Consider the following 15988-nt stretch of genomic DNA (forward strand, 5'->3'; position numbering starts at 1 on the left):
CGCGAAGGGTGGGGCTGACTCACCGCCGGAAGGGAGACGAATGGAATTTCGGGGGCTTTGATGGGCCGTGTTCTCTTCGCCGTGCCGCCGCTGACCGGGCACGTGAACCCGGCGGTGGGCATCGCCGGCGAGCTGGCGGCCCGCGGGCAGGAGGTGGCCCTGGTCGGCCACGCGAGCGTCGTCGGGCCGCTCGTCCCACCGTCCGTCCCGCTCATCGCGCTGCCGGGGGAGATCTCGGCCGACCAGCGGGCCGAGCTGGAGGCACGGTCCCGGCCGCTGCGCGGGCCCGCGTCGCTGAAGTTCCTGTGGGACGAGTTCCTGCTGCCGCTGGGCGCCTCGATGGCGCGGGACGTCGGTGCCGTCGTCGAACGGTGGCGCCCGGATGTGATCGTCGCCGACCAGCAGGCGGTCGGGGCCGCCATGGTCGCCCGCCGGCGCGGCATCCGGTGGGCCACGCTCGCCACCACGTCGGCGGAGCTCGACGACCCCTACGCCGTGCTCGCCGGGGTCGGGAACTGGGTGTCGGAGCGGCTGCGGGACTTCCAGGTCGCGAACGGCGTCCCGGCGGAGGAGGCGGCGCGCGGTGACCTGCGCTTCTCTGAGGACCTCACCGTGGTCTGCTCGGTGCCCTCGTTGCTGCGTACTGCCAGTCATCCGTCCCATCACGTGTTCGTCGGCTGCGCCGCCGGGCTGCGCCGGTCGGCCCCGGAGTTCCCCTGGGAGTGGCTCGACCGGGACCGCCGCACCGTGCTCGTCTCGCTCGGGACGGTGACCCGGGAGGCTGGCGGGCGTTTCCTGCGCGCGGCCGCGGAGGCGCTGGCGGGGATGTCCGACCGGGTGCAGGCCGTGATCGTCGCGCCCCCCGGCCCGCTGGACGACCTCGCCGGCCAGGTTCCCGACGACCTGCTGGTCCGCCCGTTCGTGCCGCAGGTGGACCTGATGGCCGGACTGGACGCGATAGTGTGCCACGCGGGCAACAACACGGTGTGCGAGGCTTTGTCACGGGGAGTGCCGCTGGTGGTCGCGCCGGTTCGTGACGACCAGCCGATCATCGGCGAGCAGGTGGTGCGGGCCGGTGCCGGTGTGCGGGTGCGCTTCGGGCGCTCGACCCCGGCGACGCTGGCCACCGCGATCGGCACCGTGCTCGACGAGCCGTCCCACCGGGTCGCGGCGCGGCGGCTGCAGGGCGAGTTCAGCGCGGCGGGCGGTGTCGTGGCCGCCGCCGACCACATTGAGAAGCTGCTGCCGTAGGCCCGGCCCCGGCGGCCCGCCCGTCCGCGGGCGCGCTGGCGGGGCCGGGCCTGGGGCTGGGGCTGTTCGACCGGCGGGGGCGTGAGAGTCGTGCTGCTGCTGGTACCCATCCTGGTGAGCGTCGGGCTCATCCTGAACGGAATCCGCCTGCGCGGCCGGCTGCGCCGGCTGGACACCGTCGCCGCGTCGGGCCGGCCGGTCGACCCCGCCCACGTCTTCCTCGTGGCCGAGGGGGTGCGGCTCTCCGACGCGGCCCGGCGCGCGGCGAGCAACCACGCCCGCCGCGAGCGGCTGCTGGTGCTCGACCTCGTCCCCGCCGACCTCACCGTGGAACGCGCGCTCGACGTGGCCCGGATGGTCGACACCCGGACCTACCGGGCCGACCGCTCGGCGCCCGGCCGGGGCGCGTTCCAGGCCCTGCTGGTGCACGCCGACCTGCTGGAACGGGTCGGAATCACCCAACGGGAGGGGTTCAGCCCGGTCGAGCTGGTCGACATCACGACCCGCCTGAAGCGGCACGCCCCGACCGCCACCGACCTGGCCGTCGTTCCCGGGTTGCAGGCCGCGCGTGACGACGCCGCGATGCGGGTGCGCGTCCAGCAGCGGGCCTACGCGTGCACCCCGGCGAGCCTGTACATGCCGTACGCGCCGCACATCGGAACCTTCATCGGCGCCCAGATCAGCCAGCCGGTCGCGCTCGTCGCGACGGCGCTGTTCTGGTTCCAGCCGTTCTTCGTCTGCGCGGGACGGGTCCCGCTCGCCCCCCGCGACCTGATCCGCAGCCCGATCGTCCGCATCCTCGGCCTTGTGATCTTCGTTGTGCACTCCGCGCGGGCCGGGCGCCGGGCGAAGGCCGCCGGGCTGCCCGCGGACCCGGCGAAGGCGGAGGCGCGCCGCCGCCGGCAGGAGACAGCCGCCTGGTACGCCGCCCGCGCCCGCCACGTCGCGCGGCTGCGCGAGGCCACCAGCGCCGAGTGCCCCTGGTGCGGGTCGGCCGAGCTCAGCGTCCGGGTGCGCTCGCGGGACCTGGAGATGGGCAAGCCGGGGCGCTTCCGCCTCGACGGCTGCGAGGCCTGCGGCCACGTCTTCCTCAACCCGATGATCACCCCGGACGGGCAGGACTACTACGAGCGCGACTGGCGGGACGGCTTCGCCGCCGAGACCGCGGAACACGCCCGGGCCCGTGAGGCCGCGGCCGACCAGGCCCGGGCCGAGCTGCTGCGTCCGTACACCACCCCGCGGGCCTGGCTGGACGTCGGAACCGGCCACGGGCACTTCTGCAACGTCGCCCGGGCCCACTGGCCGGCCACGGTGTTCGGCGGCCTCGACCTCTCCGACGCGGTCGACGACGCCCACCGGCGGCGCTGGGTGGACACCGCCCACCGGGGCGAGCTGAGTCAGATCGCGGACGACCTCGCGGGCCGCTACGACGTGATCAGCATGTTCGGCTATCTCGAGCGGACCCGCTACCCGTCGGAGGAGCTGGACGGCGCAGTCAAGGCGCTCGCCCCCGGCGGATACCTGATGATCGAGCTGCCGAACGCGGACTGCCCGGCGGCGCGGCGGCTGCGGGCGTACTGGGCCGGCTGGGACGTGCCGCGCCGGCTGCACTTCATTCCGGCAGACAACCTGCTCGCCGCGCTGGAGGACCGCGGGCTGCGCCCCATCGCCGTCCAGTTCGGGCCGGCGCTGCGCCCCGGTGACCTCACCCGGGCGCTGGGCCTGCTCATCCAGCGGGTGGCGCCGCGGCGCCGGCCGTGGCTGGACCCGGCCCGGAGCGGGCCGGGCCCGCGGCTGCTGCGCGTGCCGTTGCTGCTGGCCTCGATCGGCCCGTTCCTGCTGGCCGCCCTACTGGACCGGGCCAGCAGGTCCTGGCAGGCCAAGGGGGAACGTTCCAACACCTACCGCGTGCTGGCCCGCAAGGAGAGCTGAAGCCGGCCGCGGGACTCTCCCGGCCATGGCGGTCGGGGAGGCCCGCGGCCGCCGGGTCAGGGGGTCTGCCGGTCGGCGAGCGGCAGGTAGATCCGGGCACCCTGCTCGGCGAACTCCCGGGACTTCTCCGCCAATCCGGCCTGGACGGCCTCGTCGGTGTCGAGGCCGTGGTCGGCCGCGTACTTGCGGACGTCCTGCGTGATCCGCATCGAGCAGAAGTGCGGACCGCACATCGAGCAGAAGTGCGCGGACTTGGCGGGCGCCGCGGGCAGTGTCTCGTCGTGGTACTCCCGGGCGGTCTCCGGGTCGAGCGAGAGGTTGAACTGGTCGTCCCAGCGGAAGTCGAACCGCGCGTCGGAGAGGGCGTCGTCCCAGGCCTGGGCGCCCGGGTGCCCCTTCGCCAGGTCGGCGGCGTGCGCCGCGATCTTGTAGGCGATGACCCCGGCCTTGACGTCCTCGCGGTCCGGCAGGCCCAGGTGCTCCTTGGGCGTGACGTAGCAGAGCATCGCCGTCCCGTACCAGCCGATCATCGCGGCGCCGATGGCCGAGGTGATGTGGTCGTAGCCGGGCGCGATGTCGGTGGTGAGCGGGCCGAGGGTGTAGAACGGCGCGTCGTGGCACAGCTCGCGCTGCAGGTCCACGTTCTCCTTGATCTTGTGCATGGGCACGTGGCCCGGCCCCTCGATCATCACCTGGACGTCGTGCTCCCAGGCCACCGAGGTCAGCTCGCCCAGTGTCGCGAGCTCGGCGAGCTGCGCGGCGTCGTTCGCGTCGGCGATGGAGCCGGGGCGCAGGCCGTCGCCGAGGGAGAAGGTGACGTCATAGGCCCGCAGGATCTCGCAGAGCTCGGCGAAGTTCGTGTAGAGGAAGTTCTCCTCATGATGGGCGAGGCACCATGCCGCCAGGATCGAGCCGCCGCGCGAGACGATGCCGGTCTTGCGCCGCGCGGTCATCGGCACGTAGCGCAGCAGCACCCCGGCGTGGACGGTCATGTAGTCCACACCCTGCTCGGCCTGCTCGATCACCGTGTCCCGGTAGACCTCCCAGGTCAGCTCCTCGGCCTTGCCGCCGACCTTCTCCAGCGCCTGGTAGATCGGCACCGTCCCGATCGGGACGGGGGAGTTCCGGATGATCCACTCGCGGGTGGTGTGGATGTTCCGCCCGGTCGAGAGGTCCATGACGGTGTCGGCGCCCCAGCGGGTCGACCACACCATCTTCTCGACCTCCTCCTCGATGGAGGAGGCGACGGCGGAGTTGCCGATGTTCGCGTTGATCTTCACCAGCAGGTTGCGGCCGATGGCCATCGGCTCGCTCTCGGGGTGGTTCACGTTCGCCGGCAGCACCGCCCGGCCCGTGGCGATCTCGTCGCGCACCAGCTCGGGAGAGAGGCCCTCGCGCAGCGCGACGAACTCCATCTCGGCGGTGATCTCGCCCCGCCGGGCGTAGGCGAGCTGGGTCACCGCGCGGCCGGCGGTAGCCCGCCGCGGAGCCTGCCCCGAGCCGAGAAAGGTGTCACCGGCCTGCCCGTCAGGCCCGTGCCGTCCGTCGTCGGCGGGCTGGACGGCACGCCCCTCGATCTCCTCGGTGTCGCCGCGGGCGGCGATCCAGCCGGCCCGCAGCGCGGGCAGGCCGCGCCGCACGTCGACGCCGGCGCCCGGGTCGGTGTACGGCCCGGAGGTGTCGTAGAGGACCAGGCTGTCGCCCGTGCTCAGCGCGACCTCGCGCATCGGCACCCGCAGGTCGGGCCGGGACCCGACCAGGTAGGTCTTCCTGCTCCCGGGGAACGGTCGGGCCAGGATGCCCTCCGCGCCGTCGTCCGTGCCGGAGGCCGCGGCCGCCGTGTTGTCGGAATCCGTCGGGCGGATCTGACGCACCACCTTGATCACTCCCTACGCCGGAATTACCCGGACAGGTTCAGGCGGTCGGCGGCACCGGCAGTTGCCCGGCCGCCCTCTCAGCCTCCCAGGGTGGAAGCTCCCGCATCTGGGACGACGCTACGGCAGGTGACTGGCCTCCGCCACCCCCTTGGTCAGCTTCGCCATGTTCGTCACGTACCGTTTCGTGCCATTCCGTCGCCGGTTCGTCCGGCCCGGGCGGCACGGCCGGCCGGTCGGCGGCCTCTGTCGGAACCTGCTCCCGCAGAGCCGCGGCGACCAGCGCGGCCGTCTCCGCCGGCGCCTGCCAGAGTTGCTCCACCCTGACGGTGAGGATCCGCCGGCCGGCGGGCCGCGGCCGCCGTGGACCGGGCTGCCCGACCCGCACGAGCAGCCGCCACGGCCCGTACCAGACGTCCAGTCGGCCGGTCGGAACGTCGGGGGAGGGGGTGGCCAGCGCTCGACAGGGAGGCAGCCCGAACGCCGCCTCGAGCTGCTTGTACCGGAGGCTCAGCATCCGGGGAGTCCGGCGGTTCAGCTCGTCGAGGGTGTCGGCGATCAGAGTGCGGCGGCTGATCGGGCCGCGGCGCGCCAGCGCCCGGCGCATCGCCTCGATGGTGACGAAGCCCTGCAGGAGAGCGTCGCTGATCACGGCACGGGCGCCGTCGCGCCCGCTGCACCACTCGGCCATGTCGACCACCGAGCGGGCCGGCGCCGTCCGCGGTGGCAGCCGGGCACGGTGGACGTCCGCCGGAGCCAGGCGTGCGGTGCGGCGGAAGACGACGCCTGCCACGGGCGTGCCGCGGCGCCCGGGCGGGACCAGCACCGTCACGACCTCGTCACCGTGGCCGACGAGGCCGTCGAGGGCGGCGGCCGTGGACCCGCCGAGCACCGCGTTCGGCCCGCCGGCGAGCAGCGCCGCCCAGGCCTGCTGCGCCAGCGGCGGCGTGGCGGTGGCGGTGACGAGGACGCCACGCGCGGGCTGCCGCCAGGTGCCGTCGGCGACCCGCGCGCGGATGTCGGCGCGGGTGAGGCCGGCGGCCATCGCGTCGTGCTCGCTGATGACACCGGACTGCAGGTCGGCGATCTCCCGCCAGGAGAATCGGCCTGGGCTAGGGGCCATGGACAGACCATGCTTGTTGTTTATCCATTGTGTCCATGAGGGATGGCGGGGTTGTGGATAACGTGCATGTCGACCGGCGCCTGTGTGGTTCGCGGGCCGGCGCCGACGCTGCTCGCCGGTGGGCACCGGCGTGCTCGGTGGCCGGGCCTGCGTCGGTCGAGGGCCACGCGGCGGGCGGAGTGGTTCGCGGCCTCCACGCGGCGAGCCCGTATCGTGTGCGACCGGCACGTCCGCGATGTTGCGGGTGTGTTGCCGCACAGCACTGCCCTTGCGCATGTGATGGTGGTAAGCGACGCGGGAGGCGCGGAGGTGGCTGGAGAGGCGCGGCTTCGGCCTGGAAGTCGGAGGAATGGCGACACACCGTAGGTCCGGGCGGTCCGAGGGCCGCCGACTCAGGGGCGCACGCGGCGACCGCGCCACCGCGCAGACCGTCGCGATCGGGATGGCCGCGGTCGGCGCGACACTGGTGGTCGGCGCCGCCGGAGCACTGCACGTGACCGGCTCGGCGGAGGATCCGGACATGTCGACGACGGCGCAGGCAGGCGACGGGGCCGTTCCCACCACTTCGGCGCGGCCCGACGTGGCCACGCCGCACCGCATCACCGACTCCACCGGCAACCCCGATCCCGCGGCGGCCGACGGCCGCGCGGCCGCGGCCCCGGGCGCGGAGCAGTCCCGCGGCGCGATCCCCGGCATCGGCGACCTCATGATGTCGCGGATCCCGTCGTCGACCCGGCAGGTCGTCGTCGTGACCGGCGCAGACCAGTCCTCAACCGTGAACCGCGTCGTGCTCTGGCAGCGCGCGGACGCCGACGCCCCCTGGACGGCCGTCGGCGCGGAGATCCCCGGCCGTAACGGAGCCAACGGCTGGACCCACGACCACGTCGAGGGCGATCTGCGTAGCCCCGTGGGCGTGTTCAGCCTCACCGCCGCCGGGGGCCGCTACGCCGACCCGGGCACCGCGCTTCCCTACGAGTACCGCCCGTCCTTCTATCGGGCCGGCGGCTACGAGGGCGACCCGATGGGGGAGGCCTTCAACTACGTGGTCGCGATCGACTACAACCGGTTGCCGGGGCATCCGCCGTCCGACCCGACCCGGCCGCTGGGCGCCGCGGCCGGCGGCGACATCTGGCTGCACGTGGACCACAACACGCCCACCCGCGGCTGCGTCAGCCTCCCGCAGGCCTCGATGGAGACCGTCCTGCACTGGCTGGCCCCGAGCAGCCATCCCATGATCATCATGGGTGACCGGGCAAGCCTGGAGGCGTCCGCCGGTCAGCAGTGACCCCGGCCACGGCCCGTCGGCCACGGCCTGTTGGCCACGGCGCCAGGCCGCCCGCCCCGGCAGCGGCCTGGTTTGGCTTTCGGGGCCCGGCTCTTGGAGGTCCTGTGCGCCGGGGGGTAGGAGATCACGGGTCGAACGCGAGGAGGCCGGGTGCCGACGCAGTCCCGCCCTCACGAGCAGCGAAGCCACAGCCCGCACGCACCACCACGGCACGACCAGACCGCCATCTATCGGACACCCCCCCGCACGCCGAGGTGGCCTACTTGCCGTTTGGCGTCCTTCTCGCCCTTTCAGGGCGAATTTCGCAGAGAATGCCCACTGAAACGGCGAGAAAGAAACCAAACGGCGAGTAGCCGAGCACCAGAGACGCACCGGGGCTCCACCGCCAGGTCGAGGCTCGCCGCCGGCCGGAGCGCCGGCGATGCCGCGCCCCGCGGTGAGGGCCGAGGCGGCGGCTCCACAACTGGGCAGTGAGAACACGTTGGTCCGCCGGTTCCCGGACCGCGACCGCGACGGGACATCGGCCAGCAGGCGCGCAGGCGGGTCCGTGCCGGGTCGCGCCGGGTCGCGCCGGGTCGGGTCGGGCGCGCGCAAGCCCGGGCTCGAGGCAACGATCCCACCAGCACAACCGCGGCGGCTGAGCGCGTCAGTGCGTCCATGCACCGCACTCAGCCGCCACGGTTTCTCCGGGACTGCGCTTGAGGATCACGCGGGGGGACGGGGGAGGGAATCAGTTGGCCGGGGGCCGGGGGGCTGGTACCGGCGCGCCTGGCACCGGCGCGTACGGCTGCGGCCGTGGCCCCGCCGAAGGCTGGCCAGCCCCCCGCTTCCAGCCTGCCGCCTTTTCCAGCCTGCCGCCTTTTCTAGCCGTCCGCCTTCTTCTCGGCGTGGCCGCCGAACTGCTTGCGCATCGCCGACAGCAGCTTGTCGGCGAACAGTGACTCGCCGCGGGAGCTGAACCGCTCGTAGAGCGACGCGGTCAGCACGTGGGCCGGGACGCCCTCCTCGACGGCGGCCAGCACCGTCCACCGGCCCTCGCCGGAGTCGGAGACACGCCCGCCGAACTCGGCGAGCCGCGGGTCCTCGGCGAGCGCGGTGGCGGTCAGGTCCAGCAGCCAGGAGCTGACCACGCTGCCGCGCCGCCACACCTCGGCGACGGAGGCGATGTCGAAGTCGTACTGGTAGTACTCCGGATGGGCCAGCGGCGCCGTCTCGGCGTCGTGCAGGGCAGCCTCGGAGCGCCCGATACCGGCCTTCTCCAGGATGCCCATGCCCTCGGCGAAGGCCGCCATCATGCCGTACTCGATCCCGTTGTGGATCATCTTGACGAAGTGGCCTGCCCCGTTCGGGCCGCAGTACAGGTAGCCCTTCTCGGCCTGGGCGATCTCGCCCGTCCGCCCCGGGGTGCGCGGCGCGGTGTCGACGCCGGGGGCGATCGTCTCGAACAGCGGCTCGAGGCGGGCGGCCACCTCCGGCTCGCCGCCGATCATCAGGCAGTAGCCGCGCTCCAGCCCGAACACGCCGCCTGAGGTGCCGACGTCCAGATAGTGCAGGCCGCGCTCGGCGAGCTTCGCGGCCCGGTCGACGTCGTCGCGGTAGTAGGAGTTGCCGCCGTCGATGATGATGTCGCCGGCCTCGAAGTGCTCGGCGAGCTCGAAGACGGTCTGGCCGGTCAGGCCGGCGGGCACCATGACCCAGGCTGCCCGCGGGGTGCTCAGCGCGGCCGCGAAGTCGGCCAGCGAGTTGACGCCGACGGCGCCCTCGGCGGCCAGTGACTTCACCGTCTCGGGGTTCACGTCGTAGACCACACATTCGTGCCCGTCGCGCATCAGCCGGCGGACGAGGTTCGCGCCCATCCGGCCGAGTCCGATCATTCCGAGCTGCATCTGAACTCCCGATGGTCCTGCACGGACCGGTCGAAGGTGAGGTCCTCGAGCTCCATCCTGCCGTCGGTACCGGGACACCTCGTCGCGTCCTCGGTCACGGCCGGTGGGCTGCCGACCCGGTGCGGTGGCATTCGGGCGCGACGCGGCAGGTGAGATGGTGCCTCGCGACGCTGGTCCCAACGCGGAGAGGTGTGCCCATGAGTAGGTCCGACGACGCCGACGGAGGCACGGGCGCCAGCGAGGTCGACGTGATCGTGATCGGAGCGGGGCCGGCGGGCGAGGTGGTGGCCGGCCGGTGCGCCGAGGCGGGGCTGTCGGTGACGGTGATCGAGCACGAGCGTGTCGGCGGGGAGTGCTCCTACTGGGGCTGCATCCCCAGCAAGACCCTGCTACGCCCTGGTGAGGTCGTGGCGGCCGCCAGGGCCGTCCCCGGGGCGGCGGGGGCCGTCGGTGGGGTCCGCGCCGGGGTCGACGCCGCGGCGGCGTTCGCCCGGCGCGACGAGATGGTCGGTGGGTACTCCGACGAGGGCCAGCTCCCGTGGCTGCGCGAGCGCGGTGTGTCGGTGCGGCGCGGGGCCGGCCGGCTGGTCGGCGAGCGCCGGGTCGCGGTGCTCGCGCCGGACGGCGGCGAGCAGGTCCTCACCGCGACCCGCGCGGTCGTCCTGGCGACGGGGACGCGGGCCACCATTCCGCCCGTCCCCGGTCTCGCCGAGGCCGATCCGTGGGACAACCGGTCCGCGACCGGTGCCCGCGCGGTGCCCGCCCGCCTCGCCGTGCTCGGCGGCGGCGCGGTCGGCGCCGAGCTCGCGCAGGCGTTCCGCCGCCTCGGCAGCGCGGAGGTCACCGTCGTCGAAAGCGGTCCGCGCCTGCTCGCGCGCGAGGAGCCGTTCGCCGGCGACGAGGTGCGCGCGGCGTTCGAGGCCGAGGGCATCACGGTTCACACCGGCCGACGGGCCGTGGCCGTCCGCAGGGAGGCACCGGGCACGCCGGGGGGGCTGGGTGGGCCGGGCACGCCGCGTGGGCCCGTGGTGGTCACTCTGGACGGCGACGGCGGGCCCGAGCACGTCGTCGCGGACGAGATCCTGGTCGCCGTCGGGCGGACCCCCGCCACCGGCGAGCTCGGCCTGCCCGCGGTCGGCCTGCCCGCGCGGGGCTTCGTCGAGGTCGACGACCGGATGCGGGCCACCGGCGTGGCCGGGGACTGGCTCTACGCCGTCGGGGACGTCAACGGCCGTGCGCTGCTCACCCACATGGGCAAGTACCAGGCCCGGGTGGCGGCGGACGCCATCACCGGCCGCCTCGACCCGGCGGGCCGGCCCGCCGCCGACCGCGCCGACCCGGGGGCCGTCCCGCGGGTGACGTTCACCGATCCGCAGGTGAGCGCCGTCGGCCGGACGGAGGCGGCGGCCCGCGCGGCCGGCCTGGATGTCCGCGCCGTCACCGTCCCGACGGCGTCGGTGGCCGGTTCGTCGGTGCGCGGCACCGACGCCGTCGGGACGTCCCAGATCGTGGTGGACACCGCCCGCCGGGTGCTGGTCGGGGCGACGTTCGTCGGCCACGACACGCAGGAGATGGTGCACGCCGCGGCCATCGCGATCGTCGGGGCCGTCCCGCTGGAGGATCTGTGGCACGCGGTGCCGTCCTTCCCCACGGTCAGTGAGGTCTGGCTGCGGCTGCTGGAGGCCTACGGTCTTTGACCAGCCCGGGTGTCGACGCCGACGCGGGGCGGAACGTCCGTCCTGGAACGTCGGGGGGGCGGTGTGCCCACCGCGGGCGGGGGTCCCGCGGCGGGCCGGCTCACCGCCGTCAGGTGAAGATCGAGACTCCGCCGGGGCCGACGAGCAGGCCGATGACGATGAGCGCGATCCCGTACAGGATGGCGCCCCGGACCAGGGAGACGATGCCCGCGATCACCAGGATGACGGCGATCAGCCAGAGAATGAATTCCATGGTCGTCTCGTTCCTTGCCCGAGGTCAACAAAACCTCCCCGGAACTTTCGGATCAGGCCGGGGCGGCGGCGCCGCGGCCCTCCGGCACGACCGGGCGGACGTCGGGAGCGCCCAGCCTGGCCGCGTCGGCGGTGTGGTCGTCGGCCTGCCGCTGTGACTCGAGTTCGGCGGCGACCCGGGCCCGGTAGTGATCGATCTCGCGCTCGACGGTGGCGGGGCTCCACCCGAGGACGGGGGCGATCAGCTCGGCGACCTGGGGGGCGGTCTCCAGCCCGCGGTCGGCCGTCTCGATCGAGATGCGGGTCCGCCGGGTCAGGACGTCCTCGAGGTGCAGCGCGCCCTCGTGCGACGCGGCGTACACGGCCTCGACCGCCAGGTACTTCGGCGCGCCGCGCAGCGGACGGCCCAGCTCGGCCCGGTCCGCGACGAGGGCCAGGACCTCCTCTGCGAGGGTGCCGTATCGGTGCAGCAGGTGCTCCACCCAGGCGACGTGCAGCCCGGAGGCGCGAGCCAGGCCCTCCCGGGCGTTCCACAGCGCCGGGTAGCCGTCCGCGCCGAGTAGCGGGACACGATCAGTGCACGACGGCGGCACCGCGCGGCTCATCCCGGCCGTCGCCGCGTCGACGGCGTCCGCCGCCATCACCCGGTACGTCGTGTACTTGCCGCCGGCGACCATCGTGAGCCCGGCGACCGGGCTGACCACGGCGTGCTCCCGGGACAGCTGCGAGGTGTCCTCCGACTCGCCGGCCAGCAGCGGCCGCAGGCCGGCGTAGACGCCGGTGATGTCCTCGGTGGTCAGCGGTGTGCGCAGCACCCGGTTGACGGTGTCGAGCAGATAGGAGATGTCCGCGCTGCTGGCGGCCGGGTGCGCGAGGTCGAGGTTCCACTCGGTGTCGGTCGTCCCGACGATCCAGTGGCTGCCCCAGGGGATCACGAACAGGACACTTTTCTCGGTGCGCAGGATCAACCCGGTCGAGCCGTGGATGCGGTCGCGCGGGACCACGATGTGGACACCCTTCGACGCGCGCACCGAGAGCCGCCCGCGCCCGCCGACCATCGCCTGGATGTCGTCCGTCCACACCCCGGCCGCGTTGATCGTCTGCGCGGCGCGGACCTCCAGGTCGACCCCGTTCTCCAGGTCGCGCACCCGCACCCCGGCGACCCGGTCGCCCTCCCGCACCAGCCCGGTGACCTGGGCGCTCGTGGCGACCAGGGCCCCGTAGCGGGCGGCCGTGCGGGCGACGAACATGGTGTGCCGGGCGTCGTCGACCTGCCCGTCCCAGTACTGGATGGCGCCGACGAGCGCGTCGGGGCGCAGCGACGGGAACTCGCGCAGCGCCGCCTTGCGGGTCAGGTGCCGGTGCAGCGGGACACCCCCGCTGCGGGGGGCACCGCCGTCTCCGCCCGTGCGGGGGGCGATGCGCCCGATGCCCTGCCCGAGAGTGTCGTAGAGCAGCACGCCGCTGCCGATGTAGGCGCGTTCCCAGCCGTGATGGGTCAGCGGGAGCAGGAACGGGATCGCCCGGACGAGGTGCGGGGCGATCGTCTCCAGCAGCAGCGACCGCTCGCGCAGCGCCTCGCGGACGAGGGCGCCGTTGAGCTGCTCCAGATAGCGCAGGCCGCCGTGGATCAGCTTGCTCGACCGGCTGGACGTCCCGGCGGCGAGGTCGCGGGCCTCGAGCAGGGCGACTGACAGGCCCCGCGTGGCCGCGTCGAGCGCCACCCCGGCGCCGGTCACGCCGCCGCCGATCACGACGACGTCCACCGGCTCGGCGCGCATGCGCCGCAGCGCGGCTGCCCGGCTGGCCGGGTCGAGGCGGGCGGTACCGGTCATGGTGTGTGGATCCCCCTTCGACCGTGTCCTGTCCTGGGCGTCCTGTCCCGGGCGGTCCCGAGCGTTGCCGTCCCGCGGTGCGGACGGCTCCATCCCATCGTGCCGGCAGTTGGTGCGCACCGCTCACGCTGAGGTGAACGGCGGGTGTCGATCGGGCGCACGGGGGCGCAGGTGGGCTCCATGATGCCCAGCCGGCCCGCCGACAGGTCCGGTCCGGACAGTGGCGGTCGTCGCGGCCGGGGATCCCGTGTCCCTGTTCGCGCCCGGCGCCGCGCGTCGAGGCCCGGATGGGGCATGCTGGTCGGGCAAATCGATCTGCTGCCGTCGCACACCGTCGGGCGGGGGTGCCCGACCAGGGGGCCGCCCGATCCACGAACTGGCCCGGAGTGGTGATCAGATGGACCTGACCTTCAGCGCCGCGGAGGAGGCGTTCCGCGCGGACCTGCGGAGCTGGCTCGCCGGGAGCGTCCCCGCGGCGTGGCGGGAGCCGGGCTTCTGGGCGGGCGTCCCCGACGACGAGGGCTTCGAGCTACGCCGGGAGTGGGAGCGCCGCAAGTTCGACGCGGGCTTCGCCGGCATCGACTGGCCCACCGAGTACGGCGGGCGCGGCGGCACCCCCGGCATGAAGGCGATCTACGACGAGGAGCTGGCGCTCGCCCGAGCGCCGGGAACCGTCAACCCGCTCGGGCTCGCCTTCCTCGCCCCGACGATCATGGCGATCGGCACGGACGAGCAGAAGCGCGAGATCATCCGTCCGCTGCTGCGCTGCGACGTGATCTGGTGCCAGGGCTTCTCCGAGCCGGACGCGGGCTCCGACCTGGCCGCACTGCGGACGTCCGGCGTGGCCGACGGCGACGACATCGTCGTCAACGGCCAGAAGGTCTGGACGACCAACGCCGGCCACGGTGACCGGATCTTCACCATGGTCCGCACCGAGCCGGGCAGCCAGCGCCACCGCGGCCTGTCGATGCTGCTGCTCGACATGCACCAGGACGGCGTCGAGGTGCGGCCGCTGCGGCAGATGAGTGGGGCGACCGAGTTCGGCGAGGTGTTCTTCACCGACGCCCGGGTCCCCGCCCGCGAGTGCCTCGGCGGCCTGGGTAACGGCTGGTCCACCGCGATGCTGCTGCTCTCCTTCGAACGCGGCGCGTCGGGCATCTCGCAGTACACCGCCTTCCGGAAGTCCTACGACGAGATCGTCCGGGCGGCCCGCGCGCTGGGGCGGGACACCGACCCGGTGCTGCGCCAGGAGCTGGGCCGCCGGATGGTCGAGCTCGAGTGCCTGCGCTACCACGCCATGCACGTGCTCACCCAGGTGGAGCGGGGCGCCGACCTGGGCGCCGAGTCGTCGATGACCAAGCTGCAGTGGTCCGAGACCTACCAGGACCTGTTCGAGACCTTCGACGACCTGCTGGGCGCCGACGCGGCGGTCAGCACCCCCGTCGCGGGCCTCGACATCTCCGCCCTGCAGTCGGAGGGGTTCTGGACAAGGTCGGTCACCATCTGGGGCGGTTCGTCGCAGGTGCAGCGCAACATCGTCGCCGAGCGGGTGCTCGGCCTGCCGCGCTGAGTCCGGAAGGGACCATCGAAGTGTTCTTTGCGCTGACTGACGAGCAGCGTGCCCTGGGCGAGACCGTCCGGGCCTTCCTCTCCGGCCGTTTCGACCTCACGGCGGTGCGGGCGGTGTTCGAGGACACCGCCGGTGACGGGCACCCGCTGGAGCTGTGGAAGTCGGTGGGGGAGCAGGGCTGGCTGGCCGTGTGCGTCCCGGAGGAGTTCGACGGGCTCGGCCTCGGGCTGCTGGACGCCCAGGTGGTCGCCCGTGAGCTCGGCGCGGGGGCCGTCCCGGGGCCATGGCTGCCGACGGTGCTGGCTGGGGAGGCCGTCCGGCTCGCCGGGTCGGACGCGCAGCGGGCCGAGCTGCTGCCCCGCCTCGCCGACGGCGACCTCGTGGCGACGGTGGCCCTGCGGGGAGCCGGCGGGGCCTGGGACGCCTCCGGCGTGGCGGTCACCGCGCGCCCGGCGCCGGGCACCGTCACCGGCATTGCCGCGGGGGCCAACGGGTTCGGTTCCGAAGGGGCCGGGGGCTCCGACGAGCCTTCGGGCTCCGGTGTGTTCGGCGGCTCCGGTGGTCTCGTCGGTGAGCTGTCCGGGACGGCGTCGCCCGTCGAGTATCTCGGGGTCGCCAACCTCGTCGTCGTCGCGGCGATCGAGCCCGGCCCCGCCGGCGCTGCTCCCGGAGCGGGCGAGGTGGGCCTGTACCTGCTCGACCCCGGCGCGGCCGGCGTCGCCGTCCGCCCGCTGGTCGGTCCCGACGGGACCACCCGGCTCGCCGCCCTGGAACTGGCCGGGGCGCGGGCCAGGCGGCTGCCCGGCTCGTCGGCGGCGGCGCTCGCCGACCTCATCCGCCACGGCGCGCTGCTCACGGCGGCGGACCAGGCCGGGGTCGCTCGCGAGGCGCTGACCAGGACGGTTCACTACGACCGGGAGCGGATCCAGTTCGGCCGCCCGGTCGGCTCGTTCCAGGCGCTCAAGCACCAGCTCGCCGACCTGCACGTCGCGGTCACGATGGCCGAGCACGCCGTGATGTACGCCGCGCACGCGCTCGACGCGGGCCTCGACGACCTGGAGCTCGCCGTCGCCGTCGCCAAGGCGAAGGCGAGCCAGGCGGCCCGGGACGCCACCGCGGCGATGATCCAGTACCACGGCGGCATCGGGTACACCTGGGAGCACGAGGCCCACCTGTTCTACAAGCGCGCCCGCCGGATGTACGGGGCCTTCGGCGACCCTCCCGCCCACCTCGAGCGGGTCGCCGCGCTGACCGTCGACTCCCTGATCTGACAGCTCGGCGCT

11 protein-coding genes and 1 riboswitch are annotated in these 15988 nt (G+C 74.0%); of the genes, 7 read left to right on the forward strand and 4 right to left on the reverse strand.

Translation table 11 applies throughout. The annotated features are described in order from the left end of the window. The first annotated feature begins 60 nt into the window (after nucleotides 1-60). Together E0504_RS34330 and E0504_RS34335 are read left to right on the forward strand one after the other, a co-directional pair. Entirely contained in the window at nucleotides 61-1251 is a 1191-nt protein-coding gene (locus E0504_RS34330) for a glycosyltransferase (protein WP_071066801.1), read from the forward strand. A gap of 90 nt (nucleotides 1252-1341) precedes the next feature. Next, nucleotides 1342-3183 carry a class I SAM-dependent methyltransferase gene (locus E0504_RS34335; RefSeq protein ID WP_071066800.1) on the forward strand — a complete coding sequence of 614 codons (1842 nt, stop codon included), beginning with the start codon at nucleotides 1342-1344 and terminating at the stop codon, nucleotides 3181-3183. Nucleotides 3184-3239: 56 nt separating this feature from the next. Here E0504_RS34335 and thiC read toward each other — a convergent pair whose 3' ends face one another. After that, nucleotides 3240-5057 carry a phosphomethylpyrimidine synthase ThiC gene (thiC, locus tag E0504_RS34340; protein ID WP_373693970.1) on the reverse strand — a complete coding sequence of 606 codons (1818 nt, stop codon included), beginning with the start codon at nucleotides 5055-5057 and terminating at the stop codon, nucleotides 3240-3242. Continuing rightward, a riboswitch (TPP riboswitch) is annotated at nucleotides 5055-5174 on the reverse strand. (Overlaps the previous gene by 3 nt.) Before the next feature lie 622 nt (nucleotides 5175-5796). On the opposite strand from thiC, the gene E0504_RS34345 reads away from it, so the two are divergent. After that, nucleotides 5797-6219 carry a hypothetical protein gene (locus E0504_RS34345; protein ID WP_131626615.1) on the forward strand — a complete coding sequence of 141 codons (423 nt, stop codon included), beginning with the start codon at nucleotides 5797-5799 and terminating at the stop codon, nucleotides 6217-6219. A gap of 310 nt (nucleotides 6220-6529) precedes the next feature. After that, nucleotides 6530-7465, forward strand: coding sequence for a hypothetical protein (locus tag E0504_RS34350; RefSeq protein WP_112105417.1), 936 nt, complete (start codon nucleotides 6530-6532; stop codon nucleotides 7463-7465). Between the two features lie 863 nt (nucleotides 7466-8328). Here the strand turns inward: E0504_RS34350 and gnd are convergent. Then, entirely contained in the window at nucleotides 8329-9351 is a 1023-nt protein-coding gene (gene gnd, locus E0504_RS34355) for a phosphogluconate dehydrogenase (NAD(+)-dependent, decarboxylating) (protein WP_071066797.1), read from the reverse strand. Between the two features lie 197 nt (nucleotides 9352-9548). Here gnd and E0504_RS34360 point away from each other — a divergent pair, with 197 nt between their 5' ends. Continuing rightward, the gene (locus E0504_RS34360) at nucleotides 9549-11048 is read left to right on the forward strand and encodes an NAD(P)/FAD-dependent oxidoreductase (protein WP_131626616.1); all 1500 of its coding nucleotides are present in this window, start codon (nucleotides 9549-9551) and stop codon (nucleotides 11046-11048) included. Between the two features lie 109 nt (nucleotides 11049-11157). Here E0504_RS34360 and E0504_RS50675 read toward each other — a convergent pair whose 3' ends face one another. Together E0504_RS50675 and E0504_RS34365 are read right to left on the reverse strand one after the other, a co-directional pair. Further along, nucleotides 11158-11301: a GPGG-motif small membrane protein gene (locus tag E0504_RS50675; RefSeq protein ID WP_018501614.1), complete on the reverse strand. Its 144-nt coding sequence runs from the start codon at nucleotides 11299-11301 to the stop codon at nucleotides 11158-11160. Between the two features lie 52 nt (nucleotides 11302-11353). Continuing rightward, nucleotides 11354-13135: a glycerol-3-phosphate dehydrogenase/oxidase gene (locus E0504_RS34365; RefSeq protein WP_112105987.1), complete on the reverse strand. Its 1782-nt coding sequence runs from the start codon at nucleotides 13133-13135 to the stop codon at nucleotides 11354-11356. Nucleotides 13136-13532: 397 nt separating this feature from the next. On the opposite strand from E0504_RS34365, the gene E0504_RS34370 reads away from it, so the two are divergent. Continuing rightward, complete coding sequence (locus E0504_RS34370) at nucleotides 13533-14705, forward strand: acyl-CoA dehydrogenase family protein (RefSeq protein WP_112105986.1); 1173 nt, start codon at nucleotides 13533-13535, stop codon at nucleotides 14703-14705. Nucleotides 14706-14725: 20 nt separating this feature from the next. Then, nucleotides 14726-15976 (forward strand): acyl-CoA dehydrogenase family protein, encoded by a 1251-nt coding sequence (locus E0504_RS34375; RefSeq protein ID WP_112105985.1) that lies wholly within the window; start codon nucleotides 14726-14728, stop codon nucleotides 15974-15976. Nucleotides 15977-15988 lie beyond the last annotated feature (12 nt).

This window comes from Parafrankia sp. BMG5.11, assembly GCF_004337455.1.